Below are 16,489 nucleotides of genomic sequence, written 5' to 3'. Positions count from 1 at the left end.
TAATATGAAACAGCAAGATATTCCCGTTTTGCAATATCCGTGGGTCTATGAGATCGGCCCGTTCTCTCAATCTTTTTATGAAGAAGAGGCCGATTGGATTGATACAGATTATCAGTTTATGTCTCAGGCGACAAGAACTAAATATAAGAAACACGGCCTCGTAGAGGCTGCATCGTATATGTTTCCCGCGGCCAGTACCAAAGAACAGATGAGACCTATAGCACGATTTATGGTCTGGCTGACTTTGTTTGATGATTATTATGAACTATGTCCGGTTGATAAGCTTGCGGATGTTAGAGATTATATCATGGATATTATGAGGGGGGCTGATCCTAAGCCGGACGATATTGGACTAATGAGACAGGTAGCTTTAACCCGGAAAGAATTTCAGCCCTATGTTAATAATGATTGGTTCGAACGTTGGACAAAAGATTTTTATAGGTACACAACCTTTGGAATTATGGAAGAAACTTCTTATAAATTAAAAAAGGAATTTCCTACGCTTAGTAATCTTCTGCTTATCCGTGAATATTCGATTTCTATGTACCCATATGGAGATCCTGTAGAAGCTTCTATTCATTATATTGTTCCGGAGTATGTCTCTAAACATCCCATTATACAACGGCTAAAAATGCTGATGTGCAGAATAATGGCTATTCAGAATGATTTTGCTTCAATAGAGAAGGAATGGGGAATTGATACGGAAATTATGAATATTATATTGGTTGTAAAGAATCAGTATAATATTTCAGTGGAAGAAGCCATTGTCGAAGCAGTAAATATTCACGATTCGTATGTACGTGAATTTGTAGAACTACAGAATAGTTTACCTGATTTCGGTGGAGAGCAAAAGTATGTGGCACGCTTCGTTCATAATATGGCATTGATGATCTCTGGGCTTGGAGCATGGTATCACAAAGGCCATTCAACCAGATATAAAATTCCCGGTGAATTTCCTAAACCTGAATATGGCATCATTACAGATTAGGATTATAAACACAGGCCTTTTGAAGCTGATGTGATCAGTTTAATCCCTCTAAAAGTCTTTGTGAAAAGAATAATACATCTATTTTATATCTATACTGATAATTTGTAGTCAAAAATTAAGCTTTGCACCGAAAAATAAAAAAACATGATCCAAAAAAGTAAACAACCCCCTTAATTGGGGCTTTATCTTTGAATATAAGTATAAGATGTAATCCGATTTTGTGTAATTGGGTGATGAGAGTGATGTCTTAAGATTTCGATAATACAACTTTCTTTGAAAACTCGTCCTATTTCAATGTCAGTGCCAATTCTACCAGAATAAACACCTAAAAAATTGATTGTTGGGGTTCCATGACCCATTGTTACTATGTCACCAAATGTGGTTTCACCTTTACTGATGCAGTAGACAGGTGAACCGCTCATTCCTTCTCTGGTAGATGCGTCAATTAAAAACATCGGTCTTTCATCATGATCAATCTCTAGTTCGCTTGCAATATTACCTGTTTTCCATATCGGAAGTTTTCCGGCCGTACTTATTCCTTTAGGGAATCCTACTATAGAACATGAATCTGATACCTGTTTTGTAAATTGCTGCTGTGTTAGTGCATCAAAGCAATTATGTATATCCACATCATCATAAACTGGTAGTTTTATTGCGACTACATCAATTTCTTTACCTCTTGGATGTTCTAAGTATAATTTGTTAAAATTTTCATCAATCAAATATACTTTTTTCTTGACCCACTCATTGATCCGGTCTTTTTTTAAAAAATGAACTATCATAAACTCAGGATCAGTATGCCCATTCTTAGATAAGGAATTGCCTGTTTCAGCATTTTTCCCTGTTACATTGTGCCAGTTAGTGATTAAATAGTTGGTGCCATTAATAACCTGTATTGTAAAACCAGTACCAACAGCTATTGGTTGGGGTGATGACTCAAATAAAAAGAATTCTAGAAATAAAGAACATTTTGTTAAATGATGCATGGAAATATTTTTATCTAAAGTTAACTCTTTTCGTTTAGCGGGAGAAAGGGTTCTAGAAATTTGGGAAGGTATTTACTGCCAATTCCCCCTGCTCCTAAACGATTGCACCTTATGACACATAATGAAAGACATAGTATTGGCTATGTCTTTTTATTATAAAGTGTTGCTATATTTTTATTAACGAGGTCTTTAGTTTTTGTACAATACATTTTACCGATGATTTTGAAAAAAACTGCGGATTGATTTTCAATTGCATTATACTTATACTAATGCTCAAAAGTCTACCCTGAAAAATCAAGGTAGACAAAATAGATTATAAATTTAAGGTCTTATTTTGGATATACTGTCCCGATAAATTGCTTATCGGTAGCAGATAAAACTGTATTATTTCCAACACTGAATCCGTTGGTGGTAAGATCGGAACTGATGCTATAATGCATGATGGATAGCTTATCGTAAGCACTATATTGCGTTTGTGAAGTTGAATACTTGGCAAAAAGATTATTGTCTACCTGAGCCTGAGTCCAATAATTTGGATATCCTGCGTAGTAGGCATACACTTTTGGTTTATCCCATGGGATAGCAGCCAATGGATGTTGATGTTCGTGAATCATACCCAATGCATGTCCGAATTCATGGATCGTTGTTCTGCTGAATTCAGTATCACTTGTATTGTCATTAAACCAGCCAAAGTTCATAGTTTCCTTATTAGAAGCGATACTAAGGGCATCTTTTCCTATATATGAGTAAGAACCAGCACCAGATGTAAACGTAACACGGATTTGTGCTGTTCCGCTGGTTACAAATTTAAAAGTAATATTCGCATACTTTGACCATTCCTGTGCATACTGCATTACTTTATTGCGAACCTTTGTCGTACCTCCGGAAAGAAGTACTGTCAGAACAGTACCATTCGCCCATTTTTTACTGGTAACAACAGCTCCTTTTGAAGCCGTTCCGGGATCATATCCCTCTCCTGGAAGATAAACATCTTTACACATTTGTGTTGTTTCAAAACCTGCAGGGATATCTGATTGTGGTATGGCTTGCAATAATGAAGTTTCTTGCTGTGCCTGTGGATTTTTTTCTTCTACATTGTCATTGGTGGTATTACATGATACCATAGCAATTGAAATAAATGATCCAAGTAAGATCTTCTTGTGTAATTCCATAATAGTGCTGTTTTTGTGTGAGTAATGTTTTTAAACTAATCTATATGTTGTGAAATATTTTATCTGCAGAAAATTTTCATATAACCGGTAGCAATTCTTTTTAAATCTGTTTTTGAAGACAGTCATAAAATACCAGATGCTATCTAGCTATATAGAAATTTCTATAAGAAGGGGATGATATAAAAAGTAGGGATTGAAGTGTACCGTTTCTATATCTATAAAGTCAAATGTAAGGTTGCTAAGTTTTTAACAACAATAAAGAAATAGTTGCTCTTTTCATATCGGATGTAATTTTATTTTGGTTTTATGATATAATTTTTGCCATAATGATAACTAAAACGTAAATCATGACTGACGTTCAAATCTATAAATAAAAATCTGTTTACACCCTGTATTTTTTTTGTAAATTAGAATTAAGTCATCACTACATACATACTACACTTGTTCTTATTGCCCTTGTAATAAGGGTTTACGCTGAATGAATTTAATTCAATAATTATTGATTTTTTTTATTTCTTCTCAATTAAAAAAGGGACTGTATAGCCCCTTTTTATGTAATTATACATTTTATTTTAATTTATAATGCTTTGTTTTTTGTATGATCTCTAATCAATATTTCCAGATCTTAATAATTATTTTTTTGGTTTCAAAGACAAATTATCCAGATAAACTGCCTGATGAATTCCGTTTAATAAAACTTTGATTCCCAAATGTGAGTCTTTTTTTAAAGAAATGTTGAGCACTTTTTTCTCACCTGTTATTTTTGAGGGTTTGGCTATTGAAACATAGGATTTTGCATCAGAGGTATTGTTGATAGAAAACAGTTCTATTGTTGTTTCTCCTCCATTGTCAGAAAGGTCTAATGAAAGGGTATAGGTTCCTGCCTGAATTTGTGGGGTAATCAGATACATATTTTCTCCCGGGCTGTTCATTGAATAAAATATAACTCTTTTGTCGCTGGGGTACAGCATTGCTTTTCCGGATTGAGCCGTCCAACACTTATTAATATCTTTCCACGTATCAAAATTTTCTGTAAGAGCAGATACTGTTTTGCATTGTGCATTGGTACTTAGAAAGCCTCCGGCAACAGCTATTCCTGTCAATATTATTTTTCTCATGTATGATTATATATTTTGACGTAAAAATAGCTAAAAATGGTTGTATCAAAAAGACATTCTTGGGTTATAAAAAGGAATATAATATGATTTACAGCAGGTTTCACTTTTTATTTCTTGTATTCAATTCAATCCATAGCGGAGCATGATTATGACTTCTTACAACGCCTTGTGGAATTGGAATAATGTTACAGCCACCTCTACAGCATATTTTTGAATTCTGTAGGTCGCATATTGGTAAGTTGGAAAAAAGTATTGCTGAAGGCAGATATATTTGAGTATCCCACTTCGTAAGCCAGCTCTGTAACTGTAAGATGGGTGTCTTTGATAAGCTCCATAGCCCTGATGATACGAAGCATTTTGAGGTACTGGATAAACGATATATGGAGTTTAGCCTGAAATAACCTGGTCAGGCTTCTCACACTTAGACCAAATTGATTTGCTGTATCCTGTAATGTAATGGGTTCGCTGATTCTTCTTCGCAGGTCGGTTGTAATGCTATTCAGGCGTTCATCATCCGTGGTAGGAAGTTGAATAGAGAATTTTTTTAGTTTTTCTTTAGAGAGGAGGCCGTGTAGTGTCTTTAGAAACTCGAATTCCCAATCTCCGCAAAAATAATTACCCTGCCACTTCTCACTAAAAGCAAGCATCTCTGAAAGGAGCTTGCTGACAGGGTAGATTCCCAGCTGATTGTAAAATTCATCTCCATTACTTTCAGGAAAGTAAATGTTAATGATTTGCAGGTCCTGCGTATTGTACATCAGATTATGTGGATAGTTCTGAGGAATCCACAGGTAATGATTAGATGGAATATAATAATCTCTTTCGTGAGTCTGCAGATAAGCTATACCCCCAAATACCAACAGTAACTGTCCTTTCTTATGCTGATGGGCTTGTAGTCGCTGTTCGATCTGCTGCCGCATCACCAAAATTGAATCATCATACTGATCTACAATTCTGTTAAGCTCTTCTAAAAATTCCATTTGGCTAAAATAAACAAAATTTAGGCTAATTATATAAAATGCTCCGAATGCTATTGAAATAATTTTGTATCAAAGTTTTACGAAAACATTGGTTATGAAAAATGAAATATATCAGGATCCGGTAAAAAATAAATTGGGTATTAAAAATTCAATGGATGACGATTGGCAAAAAATGGACTTTTTATTCCATTCTGCCTGTTCATATCCTTTTATTCCTATGGTTGATTTATCATTTGTAGTTGAAGAGCTGATCAAAATAATCAAAAATTGGAAACGAGAAGTGAAAACTAAAAAAAAACAAGCACTTAGCAAAGAACCTCATGCGACATCATAAATTACTCATCGTATTAAGTACAACAGTTTTCTTCATTCCGTGGCAGATAAAAGCACAAATTTCGGATAGTGTGCAAATATTATCTCTGGAAAAAATATGGCAAATTTCGGAATCCCATAACAGACAATTGAAAGTATCAGACTTGCATCGTAGGGAAAGCCGGTTAAGCATTCTTGAAGCCAAAGACAAGCTTTTACCCGAATTGTCTGTGGGAGGTGATTTTAAGCTCAATTCAAAATTCCTTATTTATGACAACGGACTATTTTCATCTCCACAGGATGTGCCGGTTTCCAGGTATGGATATGGGACAGGATATAATTTGAACCTTATTATTTACAACGGTGGAAAAGAAAGAAGGAATATTAAAATCAAAGAGGAAGAGGAAACTATACAGCAATATGAGTTCGAATTACAAAAGAATAATGTAAAATATAATGCCTCAGTTGCCTACTGTGACCTCTACAAATTCCTGCAGTTTAGTGAATTCGTTTCTACTGAAATTGCTTCGGAGAAAAAACAACTTACGCTGATAGAAAACCTTAATAAAAATGGCATTGTGATGAAAAGTGATGTGTTAAGAACATCTGTCAAATTATCTCAGCTCGAATTAAGTTTGTCAGATATCAAAAAGAAAATCGAAGTAACCAGACAAAAGCTCAATGTTCTTATGGGCCGTGACGGAGAAGAATATTTTGAAATTTCTTACCAGAACATTTTTGAACCCAATAGCATCAGAGAGGCAGACTATAAGAGATATCTGGAGATTGCTTTAGGTCAATCTCCTCAATACAAAATAGTCAGTCGGTACATCACATTAAGTGAGATGAATGTCAAACAGGCGCAAGCGAATGTATTACCAAAAATTTCCTTGTATTCTGTTTATAATTATACCTATCCTCAGGTTACTTTTTATCCTTATTCCAACGATTTATGGGGATTTGGGCAGACAGGAATCAAAGTACAGTTTTCTATAGACAATCTTTATAAAAGCAAACATACGGTAGCTCATGCCCGCAATTTATTCGAACAACAGAAAGAAAACGTCGGTATTAAAAAAGATGAAATCAGTATGCAGGTGAAAGAAGCATATCTGCAACAGCAACAAGCTTTGGAGAGTGTAGAAATGGCAGAGAAAAATATTATAAAAACAACAGAAACGGTTCGCGTAATCAGAAATAGTTATCTGAGTCAGGAGTCCCTTTTAACGGATCTGCTGGATGCTGAAAATGTACTTCTTGAGGCAAAATTTAACCTTACCACAGCTCAGGTTAATGCAAAACTAAGCCATATAAGATTACTGGCAATCGTAGGAATTCTTTAATAAAAATATCAAAAATGAATAAAAATAGAACAGATAAAGCAATTGTGAACCTTACTCAATGGTTAGGAGGGGCTTTATTGGTTGCGTTAGTGATTTGGGGAGGAATTTACTTCTGGAAAGGGTTTCATTACGAACAAACCAATGATGCACAGGTAGAGGCCTATTTGTCACCTGTCAATGTTAAAGTAGGAGGGTATATCAGTAAAATTTATTACAAGGACAATCAACAGGTAAAAAAAGGAGACACGCTGATGATCATCGACCTTAATGAATACAGGCTTAAAAAAGAGGCTGCAGTGGCGGAACTGATGGGTTCACGTGCCAAATTGCCCATTCTGGCGGCCAACGAAGAAACACAGATTAAAAATATTGAAGTGAGTAAAGCACAATTATCCGGAGCTGTAGCCAAACTGGAACAGCAACAAAGAGAATTTACACGCTACAAAAATCTGCTGGCTGATGAGTCGACTACCCAACAAAAGTTTGATAATATAAGTACTGTTCTTGCTATCAATCAATCTGAATATGAGCAAACAAAAGCCTCATTAAGGGTTGCAGAGTCCAGATTAAATGATCTCAGGGCACAACGTTCAGCAGTATATGCTGAAATAAAAAGTAAGGAAGCTTTACTGAACAGACAGGAACTCGATATTAAATATACAGTTATCACGGCACCTTTTGACGGTCAGATCGGGAAAAAGACCATTCAGGAAGGGCAGTTGGTACAGCCCGGCCAGACTGTGGCTTTTATGGTGAACAATTCAGAAGAAAAATGGGTAATAGCCAATTTTAAAGAAACACAGATTGGAACCTTTAAGGTAGGTCAAAAAGTTTCTGTTGAGGTTGATGCTTTTCCGGGAAAAAAAATTTCAGGAAGTATAGAATCCCTTTCCCCAACAACCGGATCCCGCTATTCGCTCCTTCCACCCGATAATGCTACAGGGAACTTTGTGAAAATTACCCAACGAATACCTGTTCGTATAAAACTGACTGATGCTCCGGGAAAATTAGTACGGCTTTCAGCGGGAATGAACGCCAATGTTTATGTTATAAAATAAAAATGATGCAAGCACATACAATTCCTGTTTTTAAACCGTGGGTATCAGAATGGCTGGCAAGATCAGTGATATTCTTCCTGTTGATGACGAGTTTATATAGTTTTGCTTTATTTACAAGTCCGGTCGCAATTATGGGCTTTTACGGAGTGGAAGTTACAGATATCCAATATGCAATGGTGGTTATTTATGGATCCACAGTAGCTTTTCTTGCGTTAGATTTTCGGATGGTCAAATACTTCGCTCCCCGTAAATACCTTTTGACCGCTTTGGCTGTTAATGCAGGATGTTCACTGCTGTGTTTCCATACCAGAAACTGGTCCTTTTTTATGGTGTCTCAGTTTATTCAGGGAATCACCTGTGCATTGATGTCGGGAATCGTATTGAATCTTATCTTTCCCCGGTTAGAATCGACACGGGCAAGGATTATAGGGTATACCATATTGTATGGCGGTATACAGACTTCCGTTCCTATCTATTCCATTTATTATAGTACTGTTCTTCATTTTTTTGATTTTAACTGGTTGTTTTATGGTTTAGATATTTTACTGATCATTCTGGCGTGTATCATATTGATTACCATGAACGGAAAAGCCAGATTTCATAAAAAAATTCCTCTCTATCAGGTAGATTGGATAGGATATCTGCTCTATATTATTTTTATTCTGACGTTGGGATATATCCTCGTTTATGGGCGGCAACTGGGTTGGTTCGGAAATCCTTTGATTATTGTTTTAAGTACTGGTAACACATGTGTCTTTCTGCTTTTTATAAACAGAGAATTAAAATTAAAGCGTCCGTTGATCAACCTGCATATTTTTAAAGCAAAGAATTTTGTCATTGGCCTGCTGCTGCTTTTTACATTTTATATCTTTAAAGGAAGTACAGGCCTGGCTTACGGATATCTGGAGGTTGTTCTGGGAAATGATCCTCTTAGTACAATTCCCATATGGATTGCTGTTATTACCGGAACAGTGATTGGGATGTTTGTAGTTTCCCGGTTTGTGTTGATGGGGTATAATCTGATCAGGATAATCATTGCGGGTTTTGGGATAATGGCTTTGTATTATGGGTATATGGTATTGTTTGTTTCTGTGCAGGGTGAAACAATTGATTTTATTATTCCCTTATTGATCTATGGTTTGGCAACAGGAGTTTTGTTTGTTCCGATTGTTTCTTTTACCATTTCTGCAGTACCGCCGCAGATTGCCGTTAATGCGTCACTTGTAGGGATTTTTGCAAGATTTACAGGGTTTACATCAAGCCTGGCATTCAACAATGAACTTCAATTGTATACCAGATCTGCAGTAAGAGAAAAAGTGCGTGAAACAATAAATGAAATCAATCCACAATTTTCAGCTACCGTACAGGATGCTTATCAAACTTACATGAATGCAGGTAACGACATTTATACAGCAAAGTATGCTTCTTCGGAATATATAAATGAGCTGGTAAAAGAACAGATTCTGGCGCGTGCCACAAGAGATTATTATGACTTCATGCTTATTGGAGTAATTTGTGTGATCGGATTGCTTTTAGTGTTTCCGCATATTCAAAATGTGGTATTGAAATTGAGAAAAGGTCAGATACCGTATTAGTTGATACGCAAGTAAGTATATTTTTTTAAATTTGATGATACAGACAAACTTCTTGATAATAAATCAAACACCAATATCACATGGATTTAAAAATACTTTCAATAGTCTGGGGTGTCCGAAATCTGGAAAGAGCGATTACCTTTTGGTCGGAAGCACTAAATTACAGGTTAAAACGTGATCCCGATCCGGATTTTGCTATTCTGGTTCCTGTTTCGGGAGAAGGAATACAGCTGTCACTAAAATTAACCGCTTCTGAAGAACCCAAAAGGCATCATATTGATTTGATTACGGATAATCAAGAGGAAGAAATACAACGCTTACTTAGTATGGGTGCGACGAAAATGGAAGGCTGGAACTATGAACATGAAGCAGATTATGTAGTACTCGTGGATACTGAAGGAAATTCCTTCTGTGTTGTACAAGCATAACAGTGAAAAATTGACTACCTAAATCATCAGAGCATATATTTTAAACTTAATTTTTTCTGTTTAATTAATTATTTGATTAAAAATATTAAATAATCCGACAAGCTTACTGGAAGGCCTTCAGATGCTTTATGGTATGTTTACTGATTGTGTTTGGCAAATTAATTGTTGCTTGTAAAGTGAATCATCACTTTAAATTTATTATTATGAAAAATTTTGTTGCAACACTTTTTGCAGTGGCCACATTGGTCGCGTGCAAAAAAAATGAAACACCGCCCCCTGATCAAAATTCAGAAAGCACAGCAGTGGCTCCTGCTGCTGAATCGGGAATGACGGTAAGTGACTCTACCAAAACTTCAACTCCGATGGCTCAAACGAATGCCCTGAGTGATCAGGATAAAAAATTTGCAGATGCTGCTGCAAAAGGTGGGATGATGGAAGTTATGCTGGGAAAACTTGCAGAAACCAACGCTGCCAGCTCTACTGTGAAAGCATTAGGCGCAATGATGGTTAAAGATCATACTCAGGCAAATGATGTGCTTATGAAATGGGCTGCCACAACAGGGTATACTTTACCAGCGGTTTTAGATACTGAAAAACAGAAGATCTATGATGAGCTGAAAGCAAAAAAAGGAGTTGACTTTGATAAAAAGTACGCAGATCTTATGGTCAGTGATCACAAAATGGATATAAGTGAATTTAAAAAAGAAGTTTCAGAAGGAAAAGAAACCGCTTTGAAATCTTTTGCCAGCAAAACACTTCCAACGCTTGAACATCATTTAAAAGAATCAGAAAAAGCTAAAAATGCTGTAAAATAATCGAGTCCAAATATGAGTAGCATTATAATGTAAAATGAAGCTATTCTGTATCTTTGAAAAACAATGTATTATTTTGTATCAATTAATTGCTCCTCTTTATAGAGGGGCTTTTGTTTTTACAAAGACCTGTTATTTTTGAATATTGATGTAAGGTTTTCATCATTTATTGGCTAATTATTCATTCTTTTTATATTCTTCAATTTTTTTAAATTCCTGATAGGATTCTTTTAAATGATGTAATTGATCAGATACAGTTTTAGCACTCTTTTGGTCAAGATTTCCGCTTTGAAGAGCTTTTTGATAAGCTTCTACCGCCGCCTTTTCACCGAAAATTACATTTTCAAGAGTAGAATCTTCCACAGTGCCGATGGTAAAAGAATTTTTTACATCAATCCATATTCTGTGAAAAGCTCCGGCTATCGAAGTAGAGTCGTCCGGGTTTCCATTTTTCTCAGTAATGAGATTGATCAACTCATTTTTCATAATTTTGGATTGAGAAATCATACGATCATATTCGTCCTTGATATCAGGATACATTTCCCAGACTTTTCCCTCAACTTTTGAAAAACCTTCAATTCTGTCATTGGTGATCTGAAGCAGATCATTAAGTAATGATACAATTTGTTGATTATTCATAAACTTTTTTTTTATTGATTATATATGTTTACTATTTTTATTCATTAGAATAATGTATTGTCAAAATAAAAGTTAACTATGGTTTTATATTTCCAATTTTATTTATTGCGTTAGCAATCATATGGTTATCCCTTTTCACAATTGTGATTTCTCCGGTATGTTCAACATATACATATTTAATTACATCCAGATTATCTGTTAATGCAGATTTCCTGATTCCCTGCAAAATATCTTCTTTACAAACAAGTCCCTTGTCCATATTGGATTGTAAAAATTAACCATCTTTAAAAACCATTATTTTTTTGCCATCAATCATAGTATTATAAAAGATACGTTTGATTTTAATCCAACTCATCAAACGGTGAAGTACTACAATAGTAAGACAGGTGGAGACTACCGGAATAAATGGAGACGCACCTACCACAGCACGGCTTAAAATGGCACCAACAAGAATAACAATAATATTATCTAAAGGGGAACGTATTCCAAATGATCTGCGGCCTGAAATACGAATGAGTAATAATGCAATAATAAAAACGATTATTCCACGGATCCCCATTTGAAAAGAGTTTAGTGAAGTTCCTGAACCCCACATTGTTTCAAGAATATGCATAACGGAACTTTTAAAAATTGTAATGAAAATATTGGTGTGCAATGATCCTTTCCTATCTGTTTATTATGGCGAGATCATAGTATGGGTAAACAATCTGAAATAATAAAAAAACGCGAATCATATAAATGACTCACGTTTTTCTTACATACTAATCTTTAATTTCTTTCCTCTAAATTTTCAAATTTTCTGTATGAAGATTTAAGTTGATGTAATTGTTCAGAAACCACTTGAGTACTTTCTGAGCAAAGGTTTCCACTATCAAGAGCATCTTCATAAACTTTTATGGCTGCTTTTTCACCAAAAACAACATTTTCTAAAGTTGATTCTGCATTATCACCGGAAAAAGAGTTCTTTACATCTATCCATGCTCTGTGTAATGCTCCGGCTGTACTTGTCGTGTTATCTGGGTTACCTCCCCGCTCGTTGATGAGTCTGATAAGATCTGTTTTCATAGCCTGCGACTGAGAGACCATCTGGTCATAATCGCTCTTTAATGAAGTACGGGTATTCCATACTTTCTCTTCCACTTTCGAAAATCCTTCAATTCTGTCATTCGTAATATTCAGTAAATCATTCAGTACTGAAACTGTTTTCTCGTTGTTCATATTATATAATTTAAAAGGTGTATCATAAAGTTCTTGGGGCGGAGGAAGCTTTAATGCTGTAGAGAAACGCCGGTATCACTTTGCAAATTATTCTTTGCTTATAATGACAAAGCTAAAAAAAATGCGCATCAATGCTTATGATCTGGCTCATAAACAAAAGAGTTTTGAGGAGTAAAAACTAATAAACCTTCCAGCTTAAGGAAGGTTTATTAATCTTGAGCAAAAAGTAATGATGAAAATTTTAGTATACCAAATATAGGAATGCTTCATTTCAGACTTTATGATTATGCTCATAATGTGAATACTGAGAATGAAACGTAGATCTTATATTGAAAAATATAAAAATAAAGCATTATTATGATAGTAGTCATAAAGTTCCATATTCTTAGTTTCTACCTTTGATAGCATACACACCACAAAATCTATTATTATGAAATTACTTATTGTTAATACTATTTGCCAGACTTTGCACAGAAATAAAAAAGAATAATCAAATATCGTTTGCTATGACTCAAGTCATATAAAGATGAATTTGAGAATGATAGCTTTGGGTATATATAACATAACACCTCTCAACAGATCTTTTTAGAGGAGTGCCATCAGATCCGGCACAAGATAATAATATCAAAACACTCAACTGTTATTGCTGTCTAATACTAGTCACGGCCTGCAATAATCATCACTAAATATTAATACAAAAAATTAAGTTATGAACACTAGAAATTCAAGAAACCGTAGTTCAAGAGGAAGTTCACATTCATCAGAGAATCTTGAGGATGTTTATCAGTTAGGATATGATCATGGTTATAATGATGCGTCTCAGGACCAGGATTATGATGATGATTTCTCAGAATATGAAGATTATTTTGATAACGAATACGATGACGACTATGATGATGACGATTATGATAACGATTACGACGACGATGACTATGATGATGATGACTATGACGACGACAATGAGAACAGGGGTAGAAGAGGTCGTGGAAACGGAGGAAATGGAAATCAACAGAGAGATAGTCAGGGAAGATTTACATCCGGAAGCGGAAGAGGAGGTTCAAGAGGAGGTTCCGGCTCAGGTTCTGGTTCTGCATCAGGTTCGCGTTCTGGTGGCAGAGGCAGATCATCTTCGTCGGGTCGTAGCACAGGTTCAGGGTCCAGATCAAATTCTAGCTCAAATTCAGGAAGATCAGGGTATGGCAATAGGAGTTCCAGATCAGGTTCAGGTAATAGCACTAACTCAGGTCGTGGCTCAGGTTCAAGTTCAGGGAATGGAACTTCAAGAAGAGGTTTTGCTTCTATGAGCAAAGCAGATCGTACCAGAATTGCTAGAATGGGAGGTCAGGCATCCCATGGAGGAGGCAGATCATCAGGATCAGGATCAGGTAGATCTGGATTCGGAGGCAGACGTAACAATTCATAATTCACTTCTAAGATTACCTCTTTATGATGAGTAAAGAGGTGATTTTTCTCAAATCACAATATTCATTTTATATTATGGCAACGAAAATATCAGACACCAAAAGTATTACAGGAGCATCTGAAAGTTCAGATACAACTGAGAAACCCTCAACTTCAAAGAAGAGCACGGATAAAGATGGGAAAGAAAGTTCCAAACTTTATCAATTTTTTGTATCTGCACTTAAAGATATCTACTTTGCTGAAGATGTTATTATAGAAGCTTTGGATAAAATGCAGGAGGCGGCCACCACCGAAGAATTAAAAGAAGCTTTTGAAGATCATCAGCTTCAGACCAAGAGGCATCTAAGCCGAGTGGAAAAAGTATTTAGACTTCTGGATGAAACACCGGAGAAAAAAGAATGTGAAGCTATTAAAGGGATGATCAAAGAATGTGAAGAGATTATAAAATCTACTGATGATGGATCTATGACCCGTGACGCAGCTCTGATAATAGCTGCACAAAAAGTAGAACATTACGAAATAGCTACCTATGGAGGGCTTGTACAGCTTGCACTCACCATGGGGCACGATACAGCCGCCAACCTTCTGGAACAAACCTTACAGGAGGAAGAAGATACAGATTACAACCTTACAGAAATTGCTGAGAACTATATTAATTTCGATGCAGAACAAGAAGATTAATATCCCTAGTTGCAAACCCCATACTCATATAGTTTGTGGTTTACTTTTATGTGATCCTGGATTATATGATTGCATAAACTGGGTGTACCAGATTCCCAAGATATCCTATGGGAGATTATTACACCGGAAGAAAAGAAAACTAAAAAAGCGAAATAACGATAGCGGAAAGGCTGTATAATAGTGAACGCGGATTAGTATAATTGATATAACAATATAAGATTACGGTAATTGCAAAAAAAAAGAGGCATGAAGCCTCTTTTTTTATTTTTTTAAATTGCTTTACTATTCAGTGTCGTATCGGCTACTTTTGTAAGAAGTTCATCACATTTTTTCTCTTCACTCAGAGTGTCAGTGAAATTTTTAAGACACTTTTTTTTCTTAAGTATTTTAGCGAACGCGGCTAAAGTTCCATAGGTTGCAATCTCATAATGCTCTACTTTTTGTGCGGCGGCAATAATGCCGGCATCTCGTACTGCTCCGGGTTTTGTTTCTTTAATGATATTTTTTCCCTCATCCAATAAACCCTGCATCGCATCGCATTTTTTTCCCTGTGCTTTTTTACCTATTACTTTAAAACAATCTTCCAACCTTTCTACATGGGTTTTCGTTTCCGTAAGATGCTTTTCAATAGCAGTCTTAAGCTTTTTATCCGTAGCATTCTTTATCATTACAGGTAAGGCCTTCACCAATGCTTTTTCTGCCCAGTAAATATCTTTTAATGAATCTTCAAAAAGGTCTTTAAGGTCTTTGGCAGCATCTTTTTTTGCCGACATTTTAGCCGCCGGCTTTGATTTTGCTGGTATACTTCTTTTTCTGGGTGCTTTTTTCGTTTCCATATTATTCTATATTTATTGTGATTTGATTGGTATAATTTCTACAAGTATGAGGCCATATCGAATCAAAATTATAATATGTGGTATCTTTGCATCCTGAGAAAATAAGGAATTAATAGAGGATTTTTCTTCCGTCAAGCTTTATCGTTTGATTATTAACCATTTTTTTTACGGTCCTGATTACTGTTTCAACCCTTAATCCAGTCAAGTCAGCAATCTGCTGACGGGTGAGTTCTACAGGAAAGCATTGTTGGCAATCTCCATCGTAATAGCTTTTCAGATATTCCATCAAACCCTGTAAACGATGGATAGGATCTTGAGAAGCCATATTACGAACCATCAGGCTGTTGTAATACAATCTTTGTGATAAGCAAGCATTCATCTCCAGAGAGATATCGGGGTTTTTCTCCAGCATTTCTAAAAAATTGCTTTTGGGCATTCTGATGAGTTCTGTTGCCTCTAAACTTACTGCATTGGTGGGGTACAGCCGGTCTATGAACAGAAGAGGGTCTCCAAAACTTTGGTTTTTACCCAGAATATTTTGAATGAATTCTTTTCCGCTTTCATGAAATGTGTTTAGTTTTACTTTTCCACTGATAATCTGAAAATAATAAAGCGAGTGTTCACCTTCTTTAAAAATAAACTCTTTAGATTTATATCTGACGTTTTCCCCACCAAATGAACGAAGCGTATTTTCGTCGATATTCATGCAGCTTATTGTTTTTTTCATAGTCATATTTTTTTGAGGATAGAAATTTACTTTTTTAAAAAATATAATAAACGATTTCAATCCGTATGCCATTCATATTTTTATTGTAAAATATGGTATCAAATGTCTACTCATAATAATTTAAAAATTACTGTTTTTTGAAATATTGTGAGTATTTTTGAACCTAAACTTACT

19 protein-coding genes are annotated in these 16,489 nt (G+C 35.4%); 9 read left to right on the top strand and 10 right to left on the bottom strand.

The window, feature by feature from the left end:
- Positions 1–4: 4 nt before the first annotated feature.
- A complete protein-coding gene (locus C1631_RS04900) occupies positions 5–988 on the top strand; it encodes a terpene synthase family protein (RefSeq protein WP_103249829.1) in 984 nt (327 codons plus the stop codon).
- A gap of 182 nt (positions 989–1,170) precedes the next feature.
- Here the strand turns inward: C1631_RS04900 and C1631_RS04895 are convergent, their stop codons facing one another.
- From C1631_RS04895 to C1631_RS04880, 4 genes are all read right to left on the bottom strand, one after another.
- The gene (locus tag C1631_RS04895; RefSeq protein ID WP_103249828.1) at positions 1,171–1,974 is read right to left on the bottom strand and encodes a trypsin-like peptidase domain-containing protein; all 804 of its coding nucleotides are present in this window, start codon (positions 1,972–1,974) and stop codon (positions 1,171–1,173) included.
- Positions 1,975–2,303: 329 nt separating this feature from the next.
- Positions 2,304–3,146 (bottom strand): M12 family metallopeptidase, encoded by an 843-nt coding sequence (locus C1631_RS04890; protein WP_103248488.1) that lies wholly within the window; start codon positions 3,144–3,146, stop codon positions 2,304–2,306.
- A 632-nt stretch (positions 3,147–3,778) separates the two neighbouring features.
- Positions 3,779–4,264 carry a hypothetical protein gene (locus C1631_RS04885; protein WP_103248489.1) on the bottom strand — a complete coding sequence of 162 codons (486 nt, stop codon included), beginning with the start codon at positions 4,262–4,264 and terminating at the stop codon, positions 3,779–3,781.
- A 197-nt stretch (positions 4,265–4,461) separates the two neighbouring features.
- Complete coding sequence (locus tag C1631_RS04880; RefSeq protein WP_109710837.1) at positions 4,462–5,244, bottom strand: helix-turn-helix transcriptional regulator; 783 nt, start codon at positions 5,242–5,244, stop codon at positions 4,462–4,464.
- A gap of 94 nt (positions 5,245–5,338) precedes the next feature.
- On the opposite strand from C1631_RS04880, the gene C1631_RS04875 reads away from it, so the two are divergent.
- From C1631_RS04875 to C1631_RS04850, 6 genes are all read left to right on the top strand, one after another.
- Positions 5,339–5,578, top strand: a complete 240-nt coding sequence (locus C1631_RS04875) for a hypothetical protein (protein ID WP_109710835.1) — start codon at positions 5,339–5,341, stop codon at positions 5,576–5,578.
- Positions 5,565–6,899, top strand: a complete 1,335-nt coding sequence (locus C1631_RS04870; RefSeq protein WP_109710832.1) for a TolC family protein — start codon at positions 5,565–5,567, stop codon at positions 6,897–6,899. Before C1631_RS04875 ends, C1631_RS04870 begins: the two co-directional genes overlap by 14 nt.
- Before the next feature lie 14 nt (positions 6,900–6,913).
- Positions 6,914–7,957: an HlyD family secretion protein gene (locus C1631_RS04865; protein ID WP_109710830.1), complete on the top strand. Its 1,044-nt coding sequence runs from the start codon at positions 6,914–6,916 to the stop codon at positions 7,955–7,957.
- Positions 7,958–7,962: 5 nt separating this feature from the next.
- Positions 7,963–9,552 (top strand): MFS transporter, encoded by a 1,590-nt coding sequence (locus C1631_RS04860; protein ID WP_109711471.1) that lies wholly within the window; start codon positions 7,963–7,965, stop codon positions 9,550–9,552.
- 80 nt (positions 9,553–9,632) lie between these two features.
- Entirely contained in the window at positions 9,633–9,980 is a 348-nt protein-coding gene (locus C1631_RS04855) for a VOC family protein (protein ID WP_109710828.1), read from the top strand.
- A 203-nt stretch (positions 9,981–10,183) separates the two neighbouring features.
- Positions 10,184–10,795, top strand: a complete 612-nt coding sequence (locus tag C1631_RS04850) for a DUF4142 domain-containing protein (protein WP_103249922.1) — start codon at positions 10,184–10,186, stop codon at positions 10,793–10,795.
- A gap of 174 nt (positions 10,796–10,969) precedes the next feature.
- On the opposite strand, the gene C1631_RS04845 is transcribed toward C1631_RS04850, so the two are convergent.
- From C1631_RS04845 to C1631_RS04830, 4 genes are all read right to left on the bottom strand, one after another.
- Positions 10,970–11,431: a PA2169 family four-helix-bundle protein gene (locus C1631_RS04845; RefSeq protein ID WP_109710826.1), complete on the bottom strand. Its 462-nt coding sequence runs from the start codon at positions 11,429–11,431 to the stop codon at positions 10,970–10,972.
- 76 nt (positions 11,432–11,507) lie between these two features.
- Entirely contained in the window at positions 11,508–11,690 is a 183-nt protein-coding gene (locus tag C1631_RS04840) for a hypothetical protein (protein WP_109710825.1), read from the bottom strand.
- A gap of 15 nt (positions 11,691–11,705) precedes the next feature.
- Positions 11,706–12,044 carry a DUF421 domain-containing protein gene (locus tag C1631_RS04835; protein WP_103250193.1) on the bottom strand — a complete coding sequence of 113 codons (339 nt, stop codon included), beginning with the start codon at positions 12,042–12,044 and terminating at the stop codon, positions 11,706–11,708.
- A gap of 155 nt (positions 12,045–12,199) precedes the next feature.
- Positions 12,200–12,649 carry a PA2169 family four-helix-bundle protein gene (locus tag C1631_RS04830; protein ID WP_103250192.1) on the bottom strand — a complete coding sequence of 150 codons (450 nt, stop codon included), beginning with the start codon at positions 12,647–12,649 and terminating at the stop codon, positions 12,200–12,202.
- A gap of 709 nt (positions 12,650–13,358) precedes the next feature.
- Here C1631_RS04830 and C1631_RS04825 point away from each other — a divergent pair.
- On the top strand, positions 13,359–14,072 hold the full coding sequence (locus C1631_RS04825) for a KGG domain-containing protein (protein WP_109710823.1): 714 nt from the start codon (positions 13,359–13,361) through the stop codon (positions 14,070–14,072).
- A 74-nt stretch (positions 14,073–14,146) separates the two neighbouring features.
- On the top strand, positions 14,147–14,752 hold the full coding sequence (locus tag C1631_RS04820) for a YciE/YciF ferroxidase family protein (protein ID WP_109710821.1): 606 nt from the start codon (positions 14,147–14,149) through the stop codon (positions 14,750–14,752).
- Between the two features lie 269 nt (positions 14,753–15,021).
- Here the strand turns inward: C1631_RS04820 and C1631_RS04815 are convergent, their stop codons facing one another.
- Both C1631_RS04815 and C1631_RS04810 read right to left on the bottom strand, forming a co-directional pair.
- Entirely contained in the window at positions 15,022–15,588 is a 567-nt protein-coding gene (locus tag C1631_RS04815; protein ID WP_103249196.1) for a YciE/YciF ferroxidase family protein, read from the bottom strand.
- A gap of 109 nt (positions 15,589–15,697) precedes the next feature.
- The gene (locus C1631_RS04810) at positions 15,698–16,315 is read right to left on the bottom strand and encodes a Crp/Fnr family transcriptional regulator (RefSeq protein ID WP_228441021.1); all 618 of its coding nucleotides are present in this window, start codon (positions 16,313–16,315) and stop codon (positions 15,698–15,700) included.
- Between the last annotated feature and the right edge of the window lie 174 nt (positions 16,316–16,489).

Source organism: Chryseobacterium phosphatilyticum, assembly GCF_002899825.2.
Lineage (GTDB): Bacteria > Bacteroidota > Bacteroidia > Flavobacteriales > Weeksellaceae > Chryseobacterium > Chryseobacterium phosphatilyticum.
Note: the sequence above shows the minus strand (reverse complement) of the source record. Positions and strands in the feature narration are given on the sequence as shown.